The organism is Glycomyces tenuis DSM 44171 (assembly GCF_000427885.1).
GTDB lineage: Bacteria > Actinomycetota > Actinomycetes > Mycobacteriales > Micromonosporaceae > Glycomyces > Glycomyces tenuis.
The window spans coordinates 1-22924 of record NZ_KE386601.1 but is presented as its reverse complement, the minus strand read 5'-3'; the positions used below and the strand labels follow the sequence as shown (position 1 = coordinate 22924).

At 70.3% G+C, this 22924-nt stretch carries 25 protein-coding genes, 1 tRNA gene and 1 pseudogene; 6 read left to right on the top strand and 21 right to left on the bottom strand.

Features of this window, described 5'->3' with window-relative positions; genetic code table 11:
• Positions 1-256: 256 nt before the first annotated feature.
• A pseudogene (locus YWW_RS33060) lies at positions 257-598 on the top strand (helix-turn-helix domain-containing protein); the annotation flags it as partial.
• Positions 599-623: 25 nt separating this feature from the next.
• On the opposite strand, the gene hisC reads toward YWW_RS33060, so the two are convergent.
• Both hisC and YWW_RS0125390 read right to left on the bottom strand, forming a co-directional pair.
• The gene (hisC, locus tag YWW_RS0125395) at positions 624-1676 is read right to left on the bottom strand and encodes a histidinol-phosphate transaminase (RefSeq protein ID WP_026932278.1); all 1053 of its coding nucleotides are present in this window, start codon (positions 1674-1676) and stop codon (positions 624-626) included.
• Positions 1673-2527 carry an RDD family protein gene (locus tag YWW_RS0125390; RefSeq protein ID WP_035701551.1) on the bottom strand — a complete coding sequence of 285 codons (855 nt, stop codon included), beginning with the start codon at positions 2525-2527 and terminating at the stop codon, positions 1673-1675. Before YWW_RS0125390 ends, hisC begins: the two co-directional genes overlap by 4 nt.
• A 666-nt stretch (positions 2528-3193) precedes the next feature.
• Here YWW_RS0125390 and YWW_RS0125385 point away from each other — a divergent pair.
• Positions 3194-3640 carry a DUF4190 domain-containing protein gene (locus YWW_RS0125385; RefSeq protein WP_026932276.1) on the top strand — a complete coding sequence of 149 codons (447 nt, stop codon included), beginning with the start codon at positions 3194-3196 and terminating at the stop codon, positions 3638-3640.
• Here the strand turns inward: YWW_RS0125385 and nagA are convergent.
• Positions 3637-4752 (bottom strand): N-acetylglucosamine-6-phosphate deacetylase, encoded by a 1116-nt coding sequence (nagA, locus tag YWW_RS0125380; protein ID WP_245595501.1) that lies wholly within the window; start codon positions 4750-4752, stop codon positions 3637-3639. The two genes, YWW_RS0125385 and nagA, sit on opposite strands and share 4 nt — an antisense overlap.
• 167 nt (positions 4753-4919) lie before the next feature.
• Between nagA and YWW_RS0125375 the strand changes: the two genes are divergently transcribed.
• Complete coding sequence (locus YWW_RS0125375) at positions 4920-5705, top strand: DeoR/GlpR family DNA-binding transcription regulator (RefSeq protein WP_026932274.1); 786 nt, start codon at positions 4920-4922, stop codon at positions 5703-5705.
• A 22-nt stretch (positions 5706-5727) separates the two neighbouring features.
• On the opposite strand, the gene YWW_RS0125370 is transcribed toward YWW_RS0125375, so the two are convergent.
• The 6 genes from YWW_RS0125370 to YWW_RS33055 are packed head-to-tail and all read right to left on the bottom strand — an operon-like array spanning position 5728 to position 10523.
• The gene (locus YWW_RS0125370; protein WP_026932273.1) at positions 5728-7047 is read right to left on the bottom strand and encodes a hypothetical protein; all 1320 of its coding nucleotides are present in this window, start codon (positions 7045-7047) and stop codon (positions 5728-5730) included.
• A gap of 54 nt (positions 7048-7101) precedes the next feature.
• Positions 7102-8376, bottom strand: a complete 1275-nt coding sequence (locus YWW_RS0125365) for a hypothetical protein (RefSeq protein WP_026932272.1) — start codon at positions 8374-8376, stop codon at positions 7102-7104.
• 59 nt (positions 8377-8435) lie between these two features.
• Positions 8436-8990 carry a DUF3180 family protein gene (locus YWW_RS0125360; RefSeq protein WP_026932271.1) on the bottom strand — a complete coding sequence of 185 codons (555 nt, stop codon included), beginning with the start codon at positions 8988-8990 and terminating at the stop codon, positions 8436-8438.
• Positions 8983-9507, bottom strand: a complete 525-nt coding sequence (gene folK / locus YWW_RS0125355) for a 2-amino-4-hydroxy-6-hydroxymethyldihydropteridine diphosphokinase (RefSeq protein ID WP_026932270.1) — start codon at positions 9505-9507, stop codon at positions 8983-8985. Before folK ends, YWW_RS0125360 begins: the two co-directional genes overlap by 8 nt.
• A complete protein-coding gene (gene folB / locus YWW_RS0125350; protein ID WP_026932269.1) occupies positions 9504-9869 on the bottom strand; it encodes a dihydroneopterin aldolase in 366 nt (121 codons plus the stop codon). Before folB ends, folK begins: the two co-directional genes overlap by 4 nt.
• 15 nt (positions 9870-9884) lie before the next feature.
• Complete coding sequence (locus YWW_RS33055; protein ID WP_051326309.1) at positions 9885-10523, bottom strand: hypothetical protein; 639 nt, start codon at positions 10521-10523, stop codon at positions 9885-9887.
• A 71-nt stretch (positions 10524-10594) separates the two neighbouring features.
• Here YWW_RS33055 and YWW_RS0125340 point away from each other — a divergent pair, with 71 nt between their 5' ends.
• Together YWW_RS0125340 and YWW_RS0125335 are read left to right on the top strand one after the other, a co-directional pair.
• Positions 10595-12343 carry a glycerol-3-phosphate dehydrogenase/oxidase gene (locus tag YWW_RS0125340; protein ID WP_026932268.1) on the top strand — a complete coding sequence of 583 codons (1749 nt, stop codon included), beginning with the start codon at positions 10595-10597 and terminating at the stop codon, positions 12341-12343.
• A gap of 67 nt (positions 12344-12410) precedes the next feature.
• Positions 12411-13607 (top strand): sulfotransferase family protein, encoded by a 1197-nt coding sequence (locus YWW_RS0125335; protein WP_026932267.1) that lies wholly within the window; start codon positions 12411-12413, stop codon positions 13605-13607.
• 406 nt (positions 13608-14013) lie between these two features.
• Here YWW_RS0125335 and YWW_RS0125330 read toward each other — a convergent pair whose 3' ends face one another.
• The 6 genes from YWW_RS0125330 to YWW_RS0125305 form a co-directional block, all read right to left on the bottom strand.
• Complete coding sequence (locus tag YWW_RS0125330; RefSeq protein ID WP_155830408.1) at positions 14014-14316, bottom strand: hypothetical protein; 303 nt, start codon at positions 14314-14316, stop codon at positions 14014-14016.
• A gap of 17 nt (positions 14317-14333) precedes the next feature.
• Positions 14334-14996, bottom strand: coding sequence for a hypothetical protein (locus YWW_RS0125325; RefSeq protein WP_026932265.1), 663 nt, complete (start codon positions 14994-14996; stop codon positions 14334-14336).
• Positions 14989-15483 (bottom strand): WXG100-like domain-containing protein, encoded by a 495-nt coding sequence (locus tag YWW_RS0125320; protein ID WP_026932264.1) that lies wholly within the window; start codon positions 15481-15483, stop codon positions 14989-14991. The genes YWW_RS0125325 and YWW_RS0125320 overlap by 8 nt, the downstream gene beginning before the upstream one ends.
• Before the next feature lie 45 nt (positions 15484-15528).
• Positions 15529-15858 carry a WXG100 family type VII secretion target gene (locus YWW_RS0125315; protein ID WP_035705108.1) on the bottom strand — a complete coding sequence of 110 codons (330 nt, stop codon included), beginning with the start codon at positions 15856-15858 and terminating at the stop codon, positions 15529-15531.
• 2 nt (positions 15859-15860) lie between these two features.
• Positions 15861-16259 carry a hypothetical protein gene (locus YWW_RS0125310; RefSeq protein ID WP_026932262.1) on the bottom strand — a complete coding sequence of 133 codons (399 nt, stop codon included), beginning with the start codon at positions 16257-16259 and terminating at the stop codon, positions 15861-15863.
• Between the two features lie 193 nt (positions 16260-16452).
• Positions 16453-16854, bottom strand: a complete 402-nt coding sequence (locus tag YWW_RS0125305; RefSeq protein WP_026932261.1) for a YbaB/EbfC family nucleoid-associated protein — start codon at positions 16852-16854, stop codon at positions 16453-16455.
• Positions 16855-17142: 288 nt separating this feature from the next.
• Here YWW_RS0125305 and YWW_RS0125300 point away from each other — a divergent pair.
• Positions 17143-17215: transfer RNA gene (locus YWW_RS0125300), tRNA-Arg, on the top strand.
• A gap of 148 nt (positions 17216-17363) precedes the next feature.
• On the opposite strand, the gene YWW_RS34565 is transcribed toward YWW_RS0125300, so the two are convergent.
• From YWW_RS34565 to YWW_RS33040, 6 genes are all read right to left on the bottom strand, one after another.
• Positions 17364-18815, bottom strand: a complete 1452-nt coding sequence (locus YWW_RS34565) for a tyrosine-type recombinase/integrase (RefSeq protein ID WP_026932260.1) — start codon at positions 18813-18815, stop codon at positions 17364-17366.
• Positions 18815-18985: a helix-turn-helix transcriptional regulator gene (locus tag YWW_RS35530; protein ID WP_081687770.1), complete on the bottom strand. Its 171-nt coding sequence runs from the start codon at positions 18983-18985 to the stop codon at positions 18815-18817. The genes YWW_RS34565 and YWW_RS35530 overlap by 1 nt, the downstream gene beginning before the upstream one ends.
• Before the next feature lie 106 nt (positions 18986-19091).
• On the bottom strand, positions 19092-21017 hold the full coding sequence (locus YWW_RS0125285) for a YfjI family protein (RefSeq protein ID WP_026932259.1): 1926 nt from the start codon (positions 21015-21017) through the stop codon (positions 19092-19094).
• A 20-nt stretch (positions 21018-21037) separates the two neighbouring features.
• Positions 21038-21265: a hypothetical protein gene (locus tag YWW_RS0125280; RefSeq protein WP_026932258.1), complete on the bottom strand. Its 228-nt coding sequence runs from the start codon at positions 21263-21265 to the stop codon at positions 21038-21040.
• Between the two features lie 132 nt (positions 21266-21397).
• Positions 21398-22573: an ATP-binding protein gene (locus tag YWW_RS33045; protein WP_051326308.1), complete on the bottom strand. Its 1176-nt coding sequence runs from the start codon at positions 22571-22573 to the stop codon at positions 21398-21400.
• Positions 22574-22660: 87 nt separating this feature from the next.
• Positions 22661-22924 (bottom strand): integrase core domain-containing protein (locus tag YWW_RS33040; RefSeq protein WP_035705106.1); only part of this gene is annotated, 264 nt, incomplete at its 5' end.

The window sequence follows — 22924 nt, the reverse complement described above, 5'->3', positions numbered from 1 at the left end:
ATCCTCCTCGTTTGACGCCCACCAGGCGGTGACGCTGTCCCTTGAATTACGCGCGTCGACCTCCGATGGTATCGGCTGGTTTCACGCGGCGGCGAGCGGTTGAGAGGCAATGCTTCCGCGAGTCGCCCTCGGATCGTCTGTTCGGAGGAGTCCCGCGTGGGCGCGAGTGCCGGGCGCCCGTCCTCCGGCCGGTCCCGCTCCCGGTCGGCGGCCATGCGAAGAACGGGCGGGTTTGCGCTTGCCATCCGGGGCGCGTATGGTGACGCGGGTGACAGATCGCGACTTTGGTTCATTGATCCGCGACGTGCGCAAACGCGCGCACGTGTCGTTCCGCGAGATCTCCGATCAGGCCGGGGTGTCGAACCCGTACCTCCAGGGAGAGCGCGGTGTGCGGCGTCCGAGCTCGGCCGTGCTGCGGCAGCTCGCGGCGGCGCTGCGGATGACCACCCCCATCATGTACCTGCGCGCGGGACTCGGCTCCGACGAGGGCTCGGCGACGCCGCTGGCCATCGCCACCGACCCGGAGCTCACGGCGAAGCAGAAGCAGACCCTGACCGAGATCTACGACGCCTTCGTGCACGAGAACGAGCGCGCCGCGGGCGTGCCCGTCCAGCGCCGCTGACCTACGACTCCTCGAACGACCGGATCGCCTCGAGCGCCCGGTCGTTGTCCTCGGGCTTGCCGAGCGTGACCCTGACGCCGTCCTCGAAGGGCCGCACCAGGATCCCCTGCTCCTCGCAGTGCGCGGCGAACGGCGCCGAGGCCTCCCCGAACGGCAGCCAGAAGAAGTTCGCCTGCGTGTCGGGGATCTCGGGCACGATCTCGCGCGCGGCGGCCAGCGTCCGCTCCCGCTCGGCCACCACGAGCGCGACGCGGCGCCGCATCTCGTCCTCGGCCTCCAGCGCCGCGAGCGCGGCCGTCTGCGCCAGCACGTTGACCGCGAAGGGGATGACGCACTTGCGCACCGCCTGTGCCACCTCGGGCGAGCCGACCAGGTAGCCGGCGCGCAGCCCCGCCAGGCCCCACGCCTTCGAGAAGGTCCTGAACACGACCGCGTTCGGGCGGTCGGCGTAGCGCTCGACGGCGTCGGGCACGGCCGGGTCGGTCACGAACTCCCGGTAGGCCTCGTCGATGACGACCAGGACCGAGGGGTCGACCGCGTCGAACAGCTCGTCGAGCTCGGCGGCCGTGACGGCCGGTCCGGTGGGGTTGTTGGGACTGCACACGACCACCGCGCGGGTGTCGGGGCCGACGGCCTTGGCCATGGCGGCGAGGTCGTGGCGGTGGTCGGGCGTGTTGGGCACCTGGACGCTGCGCAGCCCGGCGACGGTGGCGGCGATCGGGTAGGCCTCGAACGAGCGCCAGGAGTAGACGACGTCGCAGCCGGGGTCGGCTATGGCCTGCATGAGGTGGCCGATGAGGGCCACCGAGCCGGTGCCGGTGGTGATGCGGTCGGCGTCGACGCCGAGGCGTTCGGCCAGGGCGTCCCGCAGGCGCACGACGGCGAGGTCGGGGTAGCGGTGGGTCTGGCCGATCGCGTCGGCGATGGCCTCGGGGACGCCGGGCAGCGGGCCGTAGGGCACCTCGTTGCTGGAGAGCTTGAGCGCTTCGGGCAGGGCCTTCCCCGGGACGTAGAGCGGGATGGACTCCAGGTCGGCTCGGATGGGCTTGGTCATGCGGCGGGCTCTTTCTCTTGCGGCACCTCGACGACGGCGGTGCCGGGGGATTTGTCGTGCAGGCACTGGCGGAACGGCCGGTCCCGGATGCACCATATCCCGTCGAGGATCCACAGGACCGCGCCGAAGGGGAAGCAGATCAGCGGGAGGGCGGCGTAGGACCAGCGCAGCAGCAGGCGGCCCCAGCCGAGGTTCATGGGCGCCAGGGAGACGACCTTGATGCCCATGACGCGCTTGCCGAAGGTCTGGCCGGTGTTGAGCGTCGAGGGGACCTCGTAGGCGAACCACAGGCCCAGGGCGATGAAGCCGATGATCCACAGCAGACCCGATTCGCTGGGGTACTCGATCTCGGAGGCGGGCGTGCCCCGCATCGCCTCCTCGAAGGCGGGCCGCAGCTCCTGCCAGTACTGGTAGACGAAGTAGCCGTTGACGACGATGTTGAGGGCGAAGACGCAGATGATGTCGATCAGCCGGGCGACGAGGCGCGAGCCGGGGTGGGCGAGGACGCGTCCGGCGAGGATGCGGTGGACGTCGCGATTGGAGATCCAGCCGACGGTGATGCCGAGGGAGCGGATGGGGACGGAGTCGGGCGGCTGGGTGACGCCGGGCGCGCGCTGGACGATCTTGGGCGGGCCTTCGGGCCCGAAGCCGGAGCCGGACAGGGGCGGATACTCGGTGGTGTCCGATGTGGCCGGCTCGGCGGAGGGCGGGGACGGCTCGTCGGGTTCGGGCCGCTCGGGGGGTTCGACGTCGGCCGGGACCGGCTTGCCGACCCAGGCGGAGCCGTCCCAATAGCGTTGTGTGGCTGGGTCGGCGGGGTCGTTGTACCAGCCCGGTTCGATCGTGGTCATTGAGGCCCATTCTTGCAGCCCGAGCCGAGACTTCCCAGCGAGTTCGCGCACAGATGATTCAAAGGCCGAACGGGGCCGGGTGCGGGGCGCCGCTCGGAGGGGTGGAGGGCGCTGCGCGCAGTGATACGGCCCAGTCGGTGTACTACCTCGACTGGGCCGCTCGTGTTACTCACTGCCACATCCGGACCGAGCTACCAAGCGTGAAGTCTTGACTAGCGGTGCCCTACTCCTAGGCGCTGGGCCCGCAGTGCCTCCCGACGGCTCTTGTCGCACGTGGGTACTCGGCGGCTGTGCGCGAATCCTTCGGAATCGTGGAGAACTCGCCTCCGTCGACCCCTCCGGATCCGTAACTCATTTCTACTCGCATACTGACGGGTAGTAAAGGGCTATCGGCAAAAAATCCGAGACGCGTTCGCACAAGACCGGCCGAAACGCCTCGGGCGCCGGACTTCCCGCCGCCGCTCAGAGACGGGCCGCGCCCGCTCCCCGCCCCGCTCCGAGCGGGTGCCGCCGCCCCGGACGGGCCGGACTCGGGCCCCGATCTCGGGGCGTCCGCGCCTCGGCTTCCGGCCGATCCGCCGAATCGGCGTATCGGGTGCCGGGATTGGACTACCTTGCGTGGAATGAGCGCCGCGAGGCGGCTCGGACCCGGCTGAGGAGGGCGCCATGACCACCCAGAACCCGTTCCCCGAACGGCCCGATCACGACCCCGACCGCGGGGAGGGCCACTTCGACTCGGGCTCCCACGGCGGCGGGCCGGTCCCCCCGCCTCCGCCCGCGCCGCCACCGCCGCCCTCGGAGTACGGCGGCGACACCCGCCGCTACGGCGCGGAGCCGCGCAACGGGCTCGGCACGGCCGCGCTCGTGTGCGGCATCGTCGCGCTGGCGCTCGCGCTCATCCCGGCGCTCAACCTCTTCACCTGGCCGCTGGGCGTGCTCGCGATCGTCTTCGGCGCCGTCGGCTGGGGCCGCGTCAACAAGGGGCAGGCCACGAACAAGGGCCAGGCGATCACCGGCCTGGTGCTCGGGATCGTCTCCTTCTTCGCGTTCTGCCTGATCTACCTGCTGCTCGGCGCGGGCTCCAGCGAGTACTACAGCGTGGCGCCGTTCTAGACGTCGAGCCAGACGCCGCGGCGCATCACCGAGACGAGCCGCAGCTCGTCGTCGAGCACGACCGCGTCCGCCAGCTTGCCCGCTTCGAGCGAGCCGACGTCGTGCAGGCCGAGCAGCTCTGCGGGCGTCGCCGCGGCCATCTGCGCGGCGGCCTCCATCGACTGCCCGGCCAGGGTCACCGTGTTGCGCACCGCGTCGAGCAGCGTGATGGTCGAACCGGCGATGACGTCGGTCCCGGCGACGGTCGCGACGCCGTCCGACACCGACACCTCGTGCCGGCCGAGCTGATACGAGCCGTCCGCCAGCCCGGCGGCGTCCATGGCGTCCGAGACCAGGATCGTCCACCCCGGCAGTGAGACGTCGAAGGCGAACCGCATCGTGCCGGGGTGCAGGTGGACCGGGTCGGCGATGATCTCCGAGAAGATCCGCTCGTCGGCGATGAGCGCCGGGATCGGCCCCGGGTCGCGGTGGTTGAAGGCGCGCATGGCGTTGAACAGGTGCGTCGCCGCCTGGGCGCCCGCGTCGATGCCCGCCGCCGTCTGCTCGTAGCTGGCGTCGGTGTGCCCGATGGAGGCGACCACGCCCCTGGAGTCGAGGAACTCGATCGCCTCGATCGCGCCGGGCAGCTCGGGCGCGATCGTCACCATCTTCACCGCGCCGTCCCCGGCGTCGATGAGCTCGCCGAGCTCGGCGGTGTCCGGGTCGCGCAGGACCGAGGTGACGTGCGCACCGCACTTGGCCTCCGAGATGTAGGGGCCCTCGTAGTGGACTCCGGCGAGCGTCCCGTCGGCCACCAGCGGCCGCATCGCCCGTGTCGCGGACAGCAGGAACTCGTGCGTCGAGGACACCATCGAGGCGACGAGCGTCGTCGTCCCCCTGGAGGCGTGGAACGCGGCCGCGCCGCGGGCCGACTCGGGGTCGCCTCCGGCGAGCGAGAAGCCGCCGCCGCCGTGGCAGTGGACGTCCACGAAACCGGGCAGGACCCATCCGGTGGGCTCCCCGTCGCGCTCCTCGACGGCCGCGATGCGGTCGTCCTCGACGACCACCGTCCCGTTCACGACCCCGCCGGGCGTGACGACCCGGCCCACCTTCGGCAGCATGACGCCTTCCACTGGCTCTCCCTCGAATTCGATCCGGCGTGTGACAGCTCACGCCCGTGCGGCACAATAACCTGAGCGCTCGAGCCTCCAACGGGCACGGTGCGCGCATCAGGGACCGTGTTTCGAACACTATCTTGCAAGCCGCGGCCTTCCGCCGCGAAACCGACCCGAGGAGCACCGTGGACCGCTACGCGAGGTGGAACACCTTGCTGGAGATCCTCGCCGAGACCGGACGCATCACCGTGGAGGACGCGGCGAGCCGGCTCGGCGTCTCGCAGGCGACCATCCGCCGCGACTTCGACCAGCTCTCCCAGCAGCAGATGATCACCCGCACCAGGGGCGGGGCCGTCGCCGGAGGCATCTCCTACGACCTGCCGCTGCGGTACAAGACCGCCCGCCACGTCGAGGAGAAGCACCGCATCGGCACCGCCGCGGCGGGCCTGGTCAGCCCCGGCCAGGTCATCGCGCTCAACGGCGGCACGACGATCACCGAGGTCGCCAGGGCGCTGGCGACCCGCACCGACCTGGTGGCGACGCCGGGCTCGACCGGCCTGACGATCGTGACGAACGCGCTGAACATCGCCAACGAGCTGATCGTGCGCCCGCACCTGAAGGTCGTGGTCGTCGGCGGCGTGGTGCGGCCCCAGTCCTACGAGCTCATCGGGCCGCTGGCCGCGCCGATCCTGCGCGAGATCACCCTCGACATCGCCTTCCTCGGCGTCGACGCCATCGACATCAAGCTCGGCGCCACCAGCCACCACGAGGGCGAGGCGGCGATCAACGCGCTGATGGCCGCGCGGGCGCGGAAGGTCGTGGTGATCGCGGACGGCTCGAAGATCGGCGGGCACGCCTTCGCCCGGATCTGCGCCACCGACCGCGTCCACACGCTGGTGACCGACGGCAACGCACCCGCCGAGCAGCTCAGGGCCTTCGAAGAGATCGGCATCCGCGTCATCGTGGTGTGAGGCGCCGCGCGGGTCCCGGCGCTCAGCGGGGGGCGGCGGGATCCGGCTCCGGCTCGAACAGGCTCGCGTTCTGCTGCGGCTCGAACGGCTGGATCTCCTGGACGGGGTCCTCGGCCGGCCGCTCCTTGGGGCGGCCGAGCCGGTCCAGGGCCGCGGCGATCACCAGGCCGAGCACGAGCATCCCGAAGCCGAGCAGGCCGGACCACTGCTGGAAGCGGTCGGTGTCGCCCGCGTCCGAGGCGTAGCTGCCCCACAGGACGTAGACCGTCCAGACCAGGACCGTCGCGATCACGGTGCCGAACACGGCGCCGCGCCTGCCGCGGGGGCTGGTGCCGGCGAGGAACACCGCGATGAGCACGAACAGCTCGAGCGTCACGAAGAAGCTGAACGGGAGCGCCGCGAAGGCGAACATCCCCTCGCCCTGCTCCTCGGTGTCGCGGAAGACCGTCAGGAGGAAGCCGGCGCAGGCCGCCAGGAACGAGGAGGCGAAGACGGCGCCGATGAAGGCGAACACCGTGGCGGCGCCGCGCTCGCCGGAGCCGTCCACCGCGTCCCGCACCGCGCTCATGCGGTCGCGCAGGCCCGGCACGAGGCCGAGCAGGCCGCCGCCCACGGCGACGACGGCGGCCCCGGCCAGCAGCCAGACGCCGCCCGGCGAGTCCCACACGGCGGGCTCGGAGGAGCCGTAGCCGAAGATCCCGTCCTCGACCAGCGGCGCGGTGGCGAGCACCCCGGCCGCGACGGCGATGCCGGCGAGCCACGGCGGCACGCGCAGCGCCAGCACCAGCAGCACGAAGACGAGGGCGGCGGCGGCAGCGGCGGCGGCGGTGAAGCCCAGGCCGATCCACGGGTCGGAGCCGACGAACAGGCCCGGCGCGGAGGCCGCGAGCGCCGCGAGCGCCGGCACGGCGAGGTTCACCGCGCCGAAGCGCAGTGACAGGCCCATCGCGACCGCGACGAGCAGGACCGGCGCGAGGAGCGCCATGTGCTCGTCCACGGCGTCGGTGATCGAGGCGTCGCCGAAGATCTCGTCGCGCCGCTGGTAGACCATGAACAGCGCGTTCGCGGTCAACAGCACCAGGACGGCCTCCCAGATCAGCTGGAAGACGATGCGGTCGCGCGGCGGCTTCGGCTCGGCGAGGTCGAGCGGAGCGGCCTCCACCTCACCGCGGTCGGAGGCGAACGGCACGGTCGCCGAGGTCTCGGGCTGGAAGGGCGCGGCCTGCCCGCCCAGGTCGCCGTTGCCGACGCTGGGAAGCGTCTGGGCCGGCGCGGCGGTGAGCTTCTGCGTCTGGTCGAGCTCCTCGCCGTCGCCGTCGCGTTCGGGGGGTACGTATGTCATGTGCTTGGTCCTCTGTGTGGAGATTAAGAGGCGGAAGTGGTCTGAATCGGGGTCTCAGCGCAGGTAGCGACGGTCGGCGTCATCGTAGCGAGCACCGTCGTAGCCGTCGCCGGGATGGGTTTGACGCAGGTCGTCGAAGGCGCCGGAGGCGCCGAACGGATCGGCGCCGACGCGCGGCATGCTCCCGGTCGTCGCCCACGGGTCGCCGCCGCTGCCGACGGCCGCGAGGTCCTCGTCGTACTCCTCGTAGAGCTCGTCCCGCTCCTGCGGCGCGGCCGGCTCGTCCTCGCGCAGGTCCGACACCTCTCCAGCGCGGCTGGAGGAGGCGACGTCGGCCTCGTCGGGCGTGTTCATGGCCTCGACGAGGCGGGTGACGAGGAATCCGGCGACGATGGCGCCGAGCCCGATCCACCCGGCGTCGAAACTCCAGCCGCGCGATTCGGCCAGCCACATGAAGGCGAGCAGGAGCGTCGAGGCGAACACGGTGCCGCAGACGCCGCCGCGCCGCCCCAGCAGGCTGGTGCCGCCGAGGAGGGCGGCGCCGACGGCCAGGACGGACATGAGGATCGGGTCGGGCAGGGCCGCGGCGCCCTGCGCGGGCGCGCCGGCCCACGCGGCGGTGACACCGGCGGCGCCGGCGAGCGCGGCCGACAGCAGCGTGCCGAAGAAGACCAGGCCGCCGCGCCCGTGCCGCTCCCCCACCGGGGTGTCGCGGATCGGCGCGAGCCGCGTGCGCACGCCGGTGAAGGAGCCGACCAGGCCGAGGAACACCGACAGCCCGACGCCGGCGGCCACGGCCGCGACGACGCCGGTGGTCGGCAGTTCGGCGAGCATGAACGCCGCCGGGTCGCCGGAGGTGCCGGCCCACAGGCCGATCGCGCCGCCGACGGCGCCGCTGGCGGCCCAGCCGGGCACGCGCAGCCACGTGCACAGCGTCGCGAGGACGACGCCGGCGAAGACGGCGGCGCCCAGGCCCATGCCGATGGAGACGACGGTGCCCGAGCTGGAGGCGTCGATGAACATCCACGCCGACAGGAGCGCTATCGGGCCGACGGCGAGGTTGATGGCGCCGACGCGCAGCGAGACGGCGGCGGCCGTCGCCGCCAGGACGAGCGGCGCGAGGGCGGCCATGAGGCCGTTCCAGGAGCCTTCGGCGAACGGGCCGCTCGAGGCCCGGGTGAGCGCGAACAGGACGCCGCCGGCCAGCAGGAGCAGGCCGATCTCCCAGACGACGTGGACGGCCATGCGGTCGGACGGGGGGTCGGAGTAGACGTCCAGAGATGAGGTCGAATCGCGATCATCGCTTCGACTTGGGGTCTCGAACTTCATTAGCGCACCTCATAACGCGCATATGCGGGATGTACCGGATGGGGAAGGCCGGGGTTCGGCTATCCGGACGAGTGGTCCTCGTCCTCCTGCGAGGGGGGAATCCTGCAGGAGTGCTCGAGCCAGAGCGCCGCGGCGGTCAGCGCCGCGCACGAGACGGCGCCGAGGACGGCCCCCGGCAGGTCGTCGGAGGCGGCTTGGAGGCGGTCGCTCTGCACCGCGAGCCAGATGGCGAACCCCAGGTAGGCGCCGAAGAAGGCGGCGCCGCCGATGGCGGCGGCCTTCGCGAGGACGGCGAACCTGGCGATCTGTAGTGCGTGCTCGGGGCCGCGGAGGGTCCCCGTCCGCGATCGGGCCTCGGCCCCGTCCGCGGTCTCGGCGCGCGCCTGCCGCGCGCCCGGGTTCAGCGTTTTCTTCGTGTTCCACGCCAGCCAGGCCAGCAGTACCGCCAGGGCGAGGATGGCGACGGAGTTGTACCAGGCGAGGTCGGGTGCTTGCTGGTAGTAGCGAGCGACGAGGAGCATCGTCAGCGCGGCGCCGCCGAGGGCGCACACCCCGATCGTGGACGGTGCCGTCGGCCGCAGGCTCGGCTGGGGACCGTGCTTGTCGTCACTCATGATGCTCCGACCATAGCGGGTGCAGCCTGCGCAATGCGCGCGCGTCCGCGGCGAGGCTCTCGTCGCGCAGCAGATCGCGCACGCGGCCGGTGCCGGGGAGCTCGGCGTCGCGGTCGATCGCCAGCCAGGGCACCAGGACGAACGCGCGCAGGTGGGCGCGCGGATGGGGCAGCTCGAGGCGGGGCTCGGCGCGGTGGACGGGCCGGCCCTCGTCGTCCCAGACGGCGATGAGGTCGACGTCGAGGGTGCGCGGGCCGTAGGGCCGCTCGGGGTCGCGGACGCGCCCGGCCCCGATCTCGAGGTCTCCGGCGAGTTCGAGCCACTCCTCGGCGCCCCGGTCGGGGTCGGAGGCGATGGCGGTGACGTTGTAGTAGGCGGGCTGCTCGTCGTCGCCGCCCCACGGCGGGGTCTCGTAGAGGTCCGAGACGGCCTCGGGGCGGATCGCGGCGACGGCCGCGGCGAGATTGGCCTCGCGGTCGCCGAGGTTGGAGCCGAGGCTGAGGACGACGCGGCTCATCGCCGTGCCCGTTCGATGGTCACCGAGACGTCGGCGAACTGGTGCGCGATGGGCGCCTGCGGCTTGTGGACGGTGACTCGGGCGCTGCGCACGCGCGGGTCTTCGAGGCAGGCGGCGGCGAGGCGCTCGGCGAGGGTCTCGATGAGCTTGCACGGCTCCCCGGAGACGATGTCGGCGAGCGTGTCGGCGAGCGCGCCGTAGTCGACGGTGTGCGCGAGGTCGTCGGTGGCGGCGGCCTTCGCGGTCGAGGCGGTCAGCGCGACGTCGACGATGAAGTCCTGCCCCGCCTCCCGCTCGTGGTCGAACACGCCGTGGCGGCCGTGCACCCGCAGGCCGGACAAGGTGATGACGTCGGTATCCACGCCACCGACCCTACGTCATTCGCCCTCCTCCTCTTTCGCTTCGGCGCGGCTGCGGGCGACGAGCCATGTCGCGACGGCGAGGATGGCGCCGGCCAGGACGATCGGGATGATCTGGAGGTTGTGGTCGAGCCAGGACAGGAGCTTGACGTATTCGGCGGTGGGGTCGGCCAGGACGACGGCCACGAACACGGCGGCGACGATCCCGGCGGCGGTGAACAGCGCCGAGCGCCACCACACGCCGAGGCCGAAGCGGCGGTTGAGCACCTGCGCGGCGGTGAAGATCCGGTTGGCGCGCAGGATGCGGATGGAGCCGATGACGTAGAGCAGGCGCAGGATCTGGCCGCCGCCGGTGGCGACGACGAGGCTGAGGAGGGTGAGCGCGCAGACCAGCAGCATCCATTTGTGGCGCGCCAGCCAGCGGAGCTTGTGCTCGGCGGCGAGCAGGAGGATGAGCGCTTCGGCCCACAGGACGGCGCCGGCGGCCCAGCCGACGATCTTCCCGGCCAGGGCGAGTTCCCCGTTCGACCAGATGGTCAGGAACACCGCCGGTATGGAGGCGCAGACGGCGATCACCACCGGGAGGGTGAGCCGTCCTTCGATGTGCTGGGCCAGGGCGGTGAGCCGCTGCAGGCGCCGTCGGAGGGAAGGAGGCACCTCACCAAGTTACCGAAGCGGCGCAGGCGTGACGCATCCCCAGGCCACGCCATTTTGAGTATCGTTGCGGTATGCGCAAGTCCACCGTTCGGCCCCGCTCGGAGCGCGGGCGGCTCTCGCCGGAGCGCCGACGCTCCGATCTGGAGCGGCTGCGCACCGAGCGGTTCGACGTGCTGGTGATCGGGGGCGGCGCGACCGGCGCGGGCGCGGCGGTGGACGCGGCGGCCCGCGGCCTGCGGACGGCGCTGGTGGAGGCGCGGGATCTGGCCTCGGGGACCTCGTCGCGGTCGAGCAAGCTGGTGCACGGGGGTCTGCGCTATCTCGAGCAGCTCGAATTGGGGCTGGTGCACGAGGCGCTGACCGAGCGGGGGCTCCTGGCGGGGCGGCTGGCGCCGCACCTGGTGCGGCCGGTGCCGTTCCTGCTGCCGGTGAAGGACGTGTGGGAGCGGCTGTACTACGGCTCGGGCGTGGCGGCCTACGACGTACTGGCGACGGCGCTCGGCTCCGAGCGCAACATGCCGTGGCACCGGCACCTGGGCCGGGAGGCGACACGGCGGGTGTTCCCGGATCTGGCCGCCGACGTGCGCGGCGCGATCCGGTACTACGACGGGCAGGTCGACGACGCGCGGCTGGTGGTGACGCTGGCGCGGACGGCGGCCTCGCTGGGCGCGGCGGTGGTGCCCTCGGCCGAGGCGGTGGGCTTCGTCCGGGAGGGCGGGCGCGTCGGCGGCGTCGAGGTGCTGGATGTGGAGACCGGTGAGCGGCACCGCGTGCGGGCCTCGACGGTCGTCAACGCGGCGGGGGTGTGGAGCGACGAGCTGGCGCGGATGCTGCCGGAGCCGATGGGGATGGCGGTGCGGGCGTCGAAGGGCGTGCACCTGGTGCTGCCGCGGGAGGCGATCGACGGGGACGCGGGCGTCATCACGAGGACGAAGTGGAGCGTCCTGTTCATCATCCCGTGGGGCGGGCACTGGATCATCGGCACCACGGACACCGACTGGCGTCTCGACCTGGCGCACCCGGCGGCCTCGGCCGGCGACGTGGCGTACCTGCTCCAGCAGGCGAGCGAGGTCCTGCGGCGGCGCCTGGACGTGAGCATGGTGGAGGGCGTCTACGCGGGGCTGCGGCCGCTGCTGCGCGGGGAGACCGAGGAGACCTCGAAGCTGAGCCGGACGCACGCGGTCGTGGAGCCGGAGCCGGGCGTGCTGTTCGTGGCGGGCGGGAAGCTGACGACGTACCGGGTGATGGCGCGGGACGCGATCGACCGGGCCGCCGCGCGGCTCGGCGGGGCGGTGCGGGGCAGTGGGACGCATCTGCTGCCGCTGCTGGGCGCGGACGGCTTCGCCTCGTACTGGGACCGCCGCTCGGCGCTGGCGCGCCGCCACGGGGTGCCGGTCCGGGCGGTGGAACGGCTGCTCGGGCGCTACGGGAGCCTGGCGACGCGGGTCCTGCGCTCGGTCGCGGAGCGGCCCGAGCTGGGCCGTCCGCTGCCGGGCACCGACGAGTACCTGCGGGCCGAGGTGGTGTTCGCGGCCGGCGAGGAGGGCGCGCTGCACCTGGACGACGTGCTGACGAGGCGGCTGCGCCTGTCGATCGAGACGGCCGACCGGGGGACGCGGGCGGCGATGGACGCGGCGTCGCTGGCGGGCGAGGTGCTCGGCTGGGACGAGGTGCGCCGGGCCGAGGAGGTGGGGGTCTACCTCCAGCGGGTGGAGGCCGAGCGGCGCTCGCAGCGCCAGCCCGACGACGACGCGGCGGAGGCGGCGCGCCTGGCCGCGGTGGAGATCCGGCGCCTCGTCCCGCTCTCCGAGTCCACATGAGGGTCCCTCAGATCATCGGGCGTTCTTGAGTAGGGTTGGCCCTGCCCCCCATGGAATGAGGACGCCCATGAAACGCATCTCCAATACCGCCCATGTCCTGAACGCGCTGCTGGCCCCCGTCTCGGGCGGGCGCAAGCACCCCGAGCGGGCCTGGCGGAAGGTCGTCGAGCAGGCCGAGGCGAACACCGGCGGCACGCGAGCGGGCAGCGAGTCCTTCATCGATGGCCTGCGGTTCCGGTTCGAGTGCTTCAGCGAGCTGAAGCTGTCGCCGCTCGGCTGGCAGGGCGTGCTCTCCGAGTCGCGCGGGCGGCTGGAGAACCGCTTCCGCATCCAGAAGCTGATCGCCGAGCACCCCGAGATCGCCGACGAGCCGATCGAGGCGCCGATCTTCGTGACGGGCCTGCCGCGCACGGCGACGACGTTGACGCACAACATCATCGCCCGCTCCGAAGGGCACCGCGGCCCGCTGCTGTGGGAACTGCACTGGACGGACCTCGAGGTCGACGCGGCAACCCGCGCGAAGCGGATCAAGGCCGACCAGAAGCAGACGGATTCGCTGCAGAGGCTCTCGCCGATGTACGACCTGATGCACCCGCTGCGCGCCGACAAGCCCGAGGAGTGCGTCTACATCCTCCCGCACGGCCTCCACAATCTGGTCCTGGCGACCATGCCGCGCTACCGGGCCTTCCTCGACGAGCACGACTTCACGGACGACTACCGGTACCTCAAGCAGGCGCTCCAGGTGCTCCAGCACGGTAGGCCGCGCAAGCGCTGGATCCTGAAGACGCCGGAGCACCTGTTCCACCTCGATCTGCTGATGAAGGTCTTCCCCGACGCGAAGGTGGTCTGGACGCACCGGGACCCGGTGACGGTGATGGGCTCGGTGTGCTCGCTGGTGGAGACGACGCACCTGCTCTACGTCAAGCGCCCGGATCTGAAGGCGATCGGCGAGATGTGGCTCGACCTGCTGACCTCGGCGGTCGAGCGGGGCCGCGCGGCCCGCCCGCACCTGCCGCCGGGCTCGCTGATCGACGTGCACTACGCCTCGATCGCCTCGAACCCGTGGGAGTACGTGCCGAAGCTGTACGAGCAGCTGGGCGCGAACTGGACGGGGCAGGACGAGGCGAAGCTGGACAAGATCATGGAGCGCCCGATCCGCGACCGCAGGCACGAGTACTTCCTGTCCCGGTACAGTCTGGCGCCGGACCGGGTGGAGGACGCCTTCGGCGACTACACCCAGTTCGTGACCTCCCTCAACCGCTGAGCGGGCGGCTCCGAGCTCGACTGTGGTCGCTCACGAGATTCGGCAGCAGGTCGAACCCGCAAAAGGTTCGGCCTGTTTCGCCAGGCAGGTCCGGTGGGTCCTTCGGGGCGGCCGTCGAGTCGAGGACGACGGCGGTGATGGGCGGGCGGGCTTTCGGCATGCCCGAGATCAGACGCCGGAAGGTCGCCGACGACCCGAGACCTGAGCCTGCCATGTCCTGAACGAGGACACCCGGGGACGCCATGTGATGTATCAGGACATAGGAAACGGCCCGAACCTGTGGGGGTTCGGACCGTTCATCGTCTTCAACAGCTCGGACCTGCCAGGCCGCCGGTGGGCCGGTTCCACGACCGGCGGTCGGCGATCCCGGGCGCGGCCCCCGCGCCGCGCGGGCCGGCCGAGGCGGTCAGCGGAGTTCTCTGAGCTGCTCGATGACGCCGACGGGGGTCTCCAGGCCCGCGATGCCCTGAACAGGGGTCGACCCCTCGACGCGGATGAGCACCTTGTAGTCGGGGAAGTCGGGTTCGTGGACATCGCCTTCCGGGCTCATCCACTCCAGGACCGTGATCTTCGCCCCGCCTTCGTCACTGAGCCAGTAATCGCCCTTGTACGTGCTCTCCCGGCCCTCGAACTGGCGTCCCAATGAGGATTGAAGTGCCTTCGCGACCGGGAACGGGTCGTCGGTCCTGATTCCGTACAGGATTTCCATGTCGGTGTCGCTTTCTCTCACGTCTTGCGGGGCAGTTGTTCATACGGTGGAACCAGGTTCATGACCGGTGCCAGGGGCCGGTCGCCCGCGAATTCCTTGTCTCGGTACGGCATGAAGCCGAGCGGACGGCCTGCGGTTTTCTGGAGTTCGTCTCGCAGGTCCTTCAGCCCGAGCCTGTCGAGCTGGGCATCCGTCAGCTCGCCGGTCCGCCTGTCACCGTTCCTTCCCCCCGCGCCGGCCTTGATCGCGTCGTCCACGAGCTTCGGGTCCACGATAGCGAGGTCGAAATCGCTCTTCTTGGGCGTCCCGTCAGGGTTCTTCCCTCCGTCGAACGGATGGCCCTTGGTCGGACTCCTGCCGATCGTGGCACTGCCCCCCAGCAACGGGATGGCGTCCGGGTACCCGGCCTTCTCAAGGCCCTCCTTGAACTTCTTGGCGAACGCCTCGAATTCCGCTTGGTCCTTGAATCCCGCCGGCGGCCTCTTGACCGGCTCGTTGATCTTGTCCTGTTCCCGATTCGGATTGTTGGGCGGTCGATTGTTCCCTTGGTTGCCGCCTCGGCCGCCTCTTCTCCGCTTCTTCTTCGGAGGCGCCTGCCAGGCCCTTTCGGCGAGGCTTCTGAACGGTTGGGCGGCCTGCCCGGTGGGAGAGGGGGAGCGCCCCCTTTTGTTGTTAGGCACTGAGCAACCTGTCGATAGCCATTCCGATGAGCTGGTCGATGATCATCCCGGTGATCTGCTTGAAGATCGGGATCTGCGCCAGCGAGGCGCCGAAGGTGACGGCGGCGGTGGCGATGGCCTGCGCGATCTGGAAGGCCAGGAGCGCCAACTGGACGATCACCTGGATCTTCAACGCCAGCACCAGACCGGCGGCCATGGTCAGCCCGACGTTGACCTCGTTGTTCGGGTCGATGGCCTCGGCGATGCTCCGGACCGCGGACTCGGGACCGTCCCACTCGGCTCTGAACGCGTCGATCTGGGCGCCGAGGTTGTTGTCCACCAGGGTGCTCGCCGCGGCATCGAGTGATTCGAGCCGGTCGGAGATCTGGTCGGCCATGGCGGTCCACTCACCGGCCAGATTGAACAGGGACTCCTCGTCCGATTCGGGCCATTCGTAGCCGAGCATGCCCAGCAGTCCGATGAGCTCCGAGGGGAGTTGCATACCCAAGAGAGTGCGCTCCTTGTGTCAAGGGATGGTTCAGGGTCGGGCCGGTCACGTCGATTTGAGGTCGCCCTGAAGCTTTTTGAAGCTCTCGCCGATCTCGCCGTCGGCGGTCTCGTGGTCGTCCCCCATCTCGCGGACCGCCTGCGCGAGGCCGGTCAGGTCCTCGATGTTGGCGGTGAGGCATTCGGTGAACTTGTCCACGCACAACTGGTGCCCGACACCGACCAGCGAACCGATCGTGTCGCCGCCGAAGGCGTCCGCGTACTGCTCGACCATCCCGATGAACTGGTCGAGCATCGCCTGCACTTCGTCCTTGGCGACGTCGAGCTCGTCGGCGGACTGCCGCATCGTCTCAGGTTCGACTTCGAAGCCCGACATGGTCATCGGCCTCCCTGGAGCTTGCTCATGAGCGCGCCGATCGAGTCGTTCATGGCCTGGAACTGCCTCAGCGACGCGTCCTGCATCTGGGCGAACTTCTCGTTCATGGCCCCCATGTCGGGGGCGGGTCCGCCGGCGACGGTCAGCTCGCGCCGCTGGTCGAGCGCTTCGTTCAACCCCGACTTGAGGTCCTCGACCAGCACCTCCGGGCCGTCCTTCAGCGCGCTGAGGCTCATCTTGATCCGCTCGAACCGGCCGTCGGTCCCCAGGGTGATCTTGATGCGTCCGTCGGCCGCCTCGGTCATGATCGGCTCAGTTTGGCCGCCGAGCGATTCGGGTCTCTGCGAATAGGTCGCGCGCAAATCGGCGAGCTGCTGCCCAATCTGGTCTTCTCCGAACATTCGGACCTCCTGCCTCAGCAAGATACATGACAGACATTGACATTAGCCCGGCCCCAGTGCGCCGGGCCGCCGCACGGGGAGCGCTTCCTGCTTGCCTCCCTTGCGCAGTGGCGAACTGCACACCGGCCCCGCCACGCACGGAGGGCTCACACGGCGAGGACGCTCGACTCCTGGGCGCCCTGCTTCGGCATGGTCACCTGCCGCTCTGGAGTTTGCCCAGGACCTGGGTGATCGAGGCCTCCATGGCCTGGAACCGGGCGAGCGAGGACTCCTGGATCTCGGTCAGCGACTTGTCGACGGCTCCCAGGTCGGGGACGGGCTCGTCGGTGCCGACCATCGCGGCCCGCTGGTTCAAGGCGTCGTTGGCCGCGAGCAGCACGTGCTCGGCGATGAAGTCGGAGCCCTCCTTGAACGCCTTGGGATCCACTCTGATCTTGTCGACCCGGCCGTCGACACCGAGGGTCACGCCGATGAGGCCCTTCGCCGACTCGCCCGTCACCGGCTCGGCCTGGCTCTCCTCGGGTGCGGCGGTCACCTGCGCCAGAGCCGCCCGCGCCTCCGCCAGTCGTCGTTCGAACTCGTTCTGTTCGGGCATCGAGGCTCCCGTCGCCGCTTTGAATACGAAACGAAGCCACGATATCCCGCACAAACCGGCCGGACTCGGTCAGGACGCCCGACGCTGGAACGGTGCCGCGTTCAGGGCTTCGGGGATCCGCTGGCACCCCTTGACAAGCTATTCATGCCTTTTGCGTGAGCATGAGACGTCCGGGGTCATGAATCAGGAGGGCGGTCGCTGTTCGCGATGCCGGTGGCGACCGCTTCGTGACCTCCCTCAACCGCTGAGCGGACGGCACGGCTCCATCGGCTAGACTCGTCTTCCGTCGCCCCAGTAGCTCAGGGGATAGAGCGTCGGTTTCCTAAACCGTGCGTCGCAGGTTCGAATCCTGCCTGGGGCACTTTCGCCACCCGCAGACACCAGCCAAAACGGCCCCTGACCAGGGATTTCCCGGTCAAGGGCCGTTGTTGTCGCTAGGGGTATGGGTCCGGTTGAGTCCGGCTCGGGACGGCCGATTCCGGCTCCTCGGTCAGAATATGGTCAGATTTCTAACCGGCCTCTCCCCCGCCTTCACCTGCCGATTCGCCCTGTTCTTTCCGCTCCGCCTCTTCCTCGGCGAGAGCCTGGAGAAGTCGGCGCTTGGCGCGTTTGGCATTGCCGTCGATGCACTTGGCGTAGACCCTGAGCAGGGTTTCGATGCTGTGTCCGGCCCACTCGGCGATCTGGGCAGGGTCGATGTTGGCCGCGAGCCAGCCGGAGACGCAGGCGTGCCGGAGGCTGTACGGCGTCGGCGCCAGGCCGCGCTTCAACTCGGCGGCCGTCAGCGCGTCCGCCCGGATCTGTCGCCAAGCCTTGTTGATGCGGTCGGGTGACAGGACGCCGTGTCGGGAGCCGACGAAGAGACGATCGCCGGGGCCGTAGCCGAACTTGCGGATGTGCTCTCGCAGGTACACGACCAGCCTCGGTTCGATCGGTACGGGACGCACGGTCTTCTCTGAGCGGTGCTTCAGGCGTCGGCGGCTACGGCGCTTGCTGCGATCGTCGTTGAATCTGGTCGGCGCGTGGGAGTCGGCGCGGTGCAGCCGGAACTCGCCGAATTGCTTGCCGTCGTCCTCGTCCTCGGGCGGCAAGTCGACGTTGTCGCGTTCAACGGCGATGGCCTCCTCGGGGCGAAGCCCGGCGAACCGCATGGTGGCGAAGACCGCCACAAGACGCGGTCCAATCTCGCTGTGCTCCGCAGCGGCCGTCAGCAGACGCTCGATCTGCTCTTGGTTGGGTACGACGGCAGGGTCAACGGTGTCGTCGCTCTGCTCGCGCTTCCATGACACGGTCTTCAACGGGTTGACGCGCATCAGGTGCAGTTCCATCGCGTACTTGAAGATCGTGTGGACTGTGGTGCGGCGGCGGTTGGCGTAGTTCGCCGACGCGGCCTTCCCGTTCTGCTTCCGGCTGAGTCGCTCGAGAATCCCGCGTGCCAGGGCGGGGCCGGTCTGCTCATCTTCGAAGGCGGACAGCTTGACCGTGTTCTCTTCAAGCCATGCGATCGTAGCTTTGTGCTGCTCGGGCAGAGCGTCACCCTGGATCCGCTCCCCGAACGCCCACTGTCGCAGTGCGGCGCGGAGCTCGTCATCCGTGGGCCGTTGTTTGGTGGAGGTCAGCAACGCCAGCGTGGCTTCGCTCAGCCCTTCGGCGATGCTCTGACGTTGCCGCCCGCCGATCTCCGCCCATCGTGCCTCGGTGTACTGGAGCGTGAGCTGGTACCAGGTCATCGGGTTCTGCTCGGTGAGCTTCGACTGAGGCAGCCCCGAGTCGACGTCGAACTTTTCGCCGTTGCCGAAGGCGACCACAAGCTCTGACTTGTAGGCGTCGGCGGCGGTCTTGCCGTGGAACGGCGCGCGGTGGCGCTCACCGTCGACCGTCCAACGAACGGTGTAGGTCTTGCCTTTCTTCCGTTTGGTGATCTCGTGATCCCAGAAGGTGACCTTACGGCTCCAGCGCATCAGGCATTCACCTCCATGAGGCAGTCGAGCCACTTCTCGAAGTCGGCGCGGCGGACTCTGACTTGCCCGTTGGGCAGTTTGAAGTGCTTCGGGGCGCGGCCCTTGTTCTTCCAGTCGTTCCAGGTCGACTTGGAGATGTCGAGCTCGTTGAAGATGTCTTGAAGGGTCATCAGATTGGTTGACTTCGGTCGTGTGGGTGTCGGGTGGGTCGTCCCTCGTGACATGCTGGTGTTTCCTTCCTTCTTGGCGGACGGGAGGACGAGGGCCGGTGGCGGTTTACGAGGCCAAACCACCGGCCATCGCCGTGTCTGGGTGCAGGTCGTAGCGGGGCGAGGGTGATCGTCCACGGCCGCCCTTACTGCGGGGTCGGGGCTGCTCGCGCAGGTAGCCGTGGTCGACCAGGGTGGCGACGGCGGCGCGGACCTGGTCGGCGGTGCGCAGGCTGCGGCGGCCGCGCACGCCTCGGTACATCTCGCGCACGCTCATCCCCTGGCTTCCGTGGCGGGACAGCCAGTCGAGCAGTTCGGCGGCCGGGCCGGTGGCGGCGTCGACGCCCATGTAGGCGAAGGTGGCGATGGCGTGGTCGGCGAAGTAGTAGCCCAGCACCGTGGCGCGGTCGATGGTGTCGGCCTCGATCGGCGTGGCGTGGCCGGAGATCGGGTATTCGGCGAGGTGCAGCAGCCCGGCGAGGCGCACCACCGCGCCGGTCCACTTGTTCGCCCAATTCAGAATCGGCTCCCACTCACCGCCGGGGCCAAGCCGCGGTTCCCGCTCCCGTTCGAGGTCGACCACGCGCACCCGCGCCTCGGGCGTCAGCTCCAACACGGCGGCCTCGGTGCGGTGGTGCATGGCGTGGACGATCCCGGCGAGTTTGTTCGCGTAGGCGGTCTTCACAGCGCCGGGGATGGCGGGCGGGCAGGGGTTCCGTGTGCCGACGGTGGAGCGCGGCAGCGAGTACAGGAACCGGGCCATGAGCCCTCGGTCTTCGAAGCCGGGCATGCGCGCGGCCTCGCGCAACACCTCGGGTTGGACGGCCAGTCCGAGCGTGAGGGCCGGGTTGGGGATGTATTCGGCCGGCGCGGACTTGCGAGCCACGCGTAGCAGGTCTCCGGCGTGGCCTTTGAGGAACACGTCCAGGTCGGGCACGCCGGAGTAGCGGCCTGCGATGGTGGCGAAGATGCCGCCTTCGGCCGACAGGATCGCCAGGCGGCCGGACTGCTCGGCGAGCAGGGACTTGGCGGCCTCGGGCGTGATGTCGTCGGCTACGAGCTTGGGCTCGACAGGGATGGCGATGGCCTCGGCGTCGAGCGCGGCCCTCTTGGCCCCGTTGATCGCGTCCGGGTCGCTGGGCGACTTGGAGGCGGCGGCCGTGGCCTGCTCGGCGGCCCGCTTGGCGATGTCGGCCTCGATGACGGCCTCGATGATCTGGGGCCGGATGGTGTCGGCCAGCTCGGCTTCGGCGTCGAGGATCGGCCGGATCATCGCCGCGAACACACTGGATTTGCGGTTGCCGGGCGGGAGCGCGCAGCAGGTGAACAGGTTGGCCGGTTCGACCCAGTCGGGCCCGGCCTGGACGGCCAGGCGGCCTTGCATCGCGGTCGACAGCGCCGCGAGCGCGACCGATCCGGCCAGGTCGGTCGGCGTCTGGGTGGCGTCGGCGACGTGCTCGACCATGTCGCCGACCCAGTCGGGCAAGGCGACAGCAGGGAAGGCGGGCAGGTGCCCGTGCTGTCCGAACGGGATCGGGTCGGGCCATGCCTCGCGGGTGGTGGCGCTGTCGAGGACGGCGCGGCCGGTGGCGAGGACGTCGGCGAGGTCGGCGCCGGAGGCGGCGTTCGCGCTCAGTCGAGCGGCCAGCGCCGTGACCTCCCGTCGCTTGGCGGCCTTGGCGACGATGTCGGCGTAGTAGGTGCCGTTGGCGGCGGTCGGGACGGCCGCGCACAGCTCGTGCAGGTAGGGGCCGCCTCCGGCCTTGGTGAGGGTGCCTTCGTCGGCCAGGCGGGCGGCGATGGCCACGGGATCGGTCGGGTGGCCCTCGGCGTGCTGGGCGGCGATGGCCTCCCAGATCAGCCCGTGGCGCGGGACGTCGAACGAGGCGGCGTCGACGGCAGCGGCGATGGCCGGGACGGTGTCGGCGGCGAGCATCGCCGCGCCAAGCGTCGAGCGCTCGGCCTCGTGGATCGGGTCGGTGTGCTTTCTCATGGCGTGGTGCTCCTTCGGTCTCAGCGGTGGTTGGTGCCGCGTCGGTGTTCGGCGCGGGCTCGGTCGTAGAGGCGGCGTCCGAGGCGGACGCGGTGGCCGGTGCCGTGGCAGCCGTTGCAGTAGCCGTAGGCGTTGCGGCCGTCGCCCCGGCACCACCAGCAGGTGCCGAACGGGAACGCCCAGCAGCGGAGGACGTAGATGGCGGCGGCGAAGGCTAGGAAGGCGATAGCGGTCAGGGAGAGGGTCACGAGCGGTCCTTTCGAGTGGTTTTCGGGTGAGGTCGGGGAAGGGTGCTAGCTGCTAGCACCCTGGTCAGTGCGGGTTTTTGGCGCTAGCGGGCCTGCTATCGATAGCAGCGGGCCCGCTAGCGCTAGCGGCCCTTATCGGCCTCCCGAGCGGCCGCCTCGGGCGGTGTCGAGGTCGGCGCGGGCTAGGCCGCGCCGGTTGACGGCCTTGCCCTCGATGCGGCGGAAGACCCCCTTGGAGGCGAGCCCGTAGGGCTTGACCGCGCCCGTCAACTGCTCGGTCTTGTCCTCATCGGCCAGGGCCGCCCACGGCCCGTAGACCTCGGGGCGCAGGACCGCGAGGCGGTCGACCAGCTCGGCGTTCCACACGTTCGCCTCACCGGCGGGCCACACGGCCGCGAGGTCGTCGAGCAGGTCATGGGCGGGCTTGGCGGCCTCAGTGGTCTCGCCTGCGGCGTGCCCGGCGAGCGTGCCGCGGGCGATGCGCAGGGCACGGGCTCTGGCGGCGATGGCCTCACCCTTGGGGCCGTCGACGAACGCGCCCTTGACGATCAGCGGCTCGTCGGCGGCGCCGACGAGGTAGAACACGCCCCGGTCGCGCTTGGTGAACATCGTGGCCCTCACGCCGTTCTTGTAGGCCGACGTCCCGAGGATCATGTCGTTCTCGACCTGGCCCATCACCCGCAGGCACGCCCGCGTTCCCACGTTCGCCGAGACGCCCGTGGGTAGTGAGTCCTTGTCGGGGCGCTGGGTGGCGAGGAGAAGGATCACGCCGAGTGCGCGTCCGAGCTTGACGATCTTCTCGGCCAGCTCGGCGGCCTCCTTGCCGTACTCGGGGTGGCTGAACAGCTCCTGGCACTCGTCGATGGCGACCACAAGCGGGTGCAGCCCCAAGTCCTTGCGGCTCGCCAGCTCCGGGGTGACCTTGTTCTCCGGGCACAGGTCCCGAGGGAGGTTCTTGATGATGCGGACCCGCCGCTTGCACTCGGCCCGCAGGTCACGCAGGGCGATCAGGGCGGCCTCGATCTCCTCGTCGTCGAAGCCGCTCGCGTAGCGGGTGGCGTACTGCTCGGCGAAGGCGAGGTCACCGGTGCCTTTGAGCTCGAAGACCTGGACCTCGGCGCGCTCGTCGAGTCCGGCGGCGAGGACCGGGAGCATGAGCAGGAAGGTCTTGCCCATGCCGGGGATCGAGCCGATGAGCCAGTTGGTGAACATCAGCTCACCGGTCACCGCCTGGCCTCTCGGGTCGATGCCGATGGGGAAGGGCCGGAACAGGTCGACCGTGCCCGATTTGACCAGCGGCCAGGTCACGGGCTTGGCGTCGGCCAGGTCGGCGTCGCCGACCCACAGGATGAGGCGGTGCGGGCCGGGGCTTACCCCTTTGGTGTTGACACCGTCCTATGCGGCGATGGCGAGGCTAGCTTGCCGTTGTTCGTAGTCGATCGGTGAGATCTGGCCCAGAGACGAGTGTCTCCGGGTCGTGTTGTAATCGGTGATCCAGGACTCGACCTGGAAGCGAGCCTCCAATGCGTTCGCGAAGGTCCGGCGTCCTTGCAGGACTTCTCGTTTGAGCGTGGCGTTGAACGATTCGGCGAGGGCGTTGTCAGCCGAGGATCCGACCCGGGCCCGCGATTGCATGACGCCAAGTTCGTTGCAGCACTT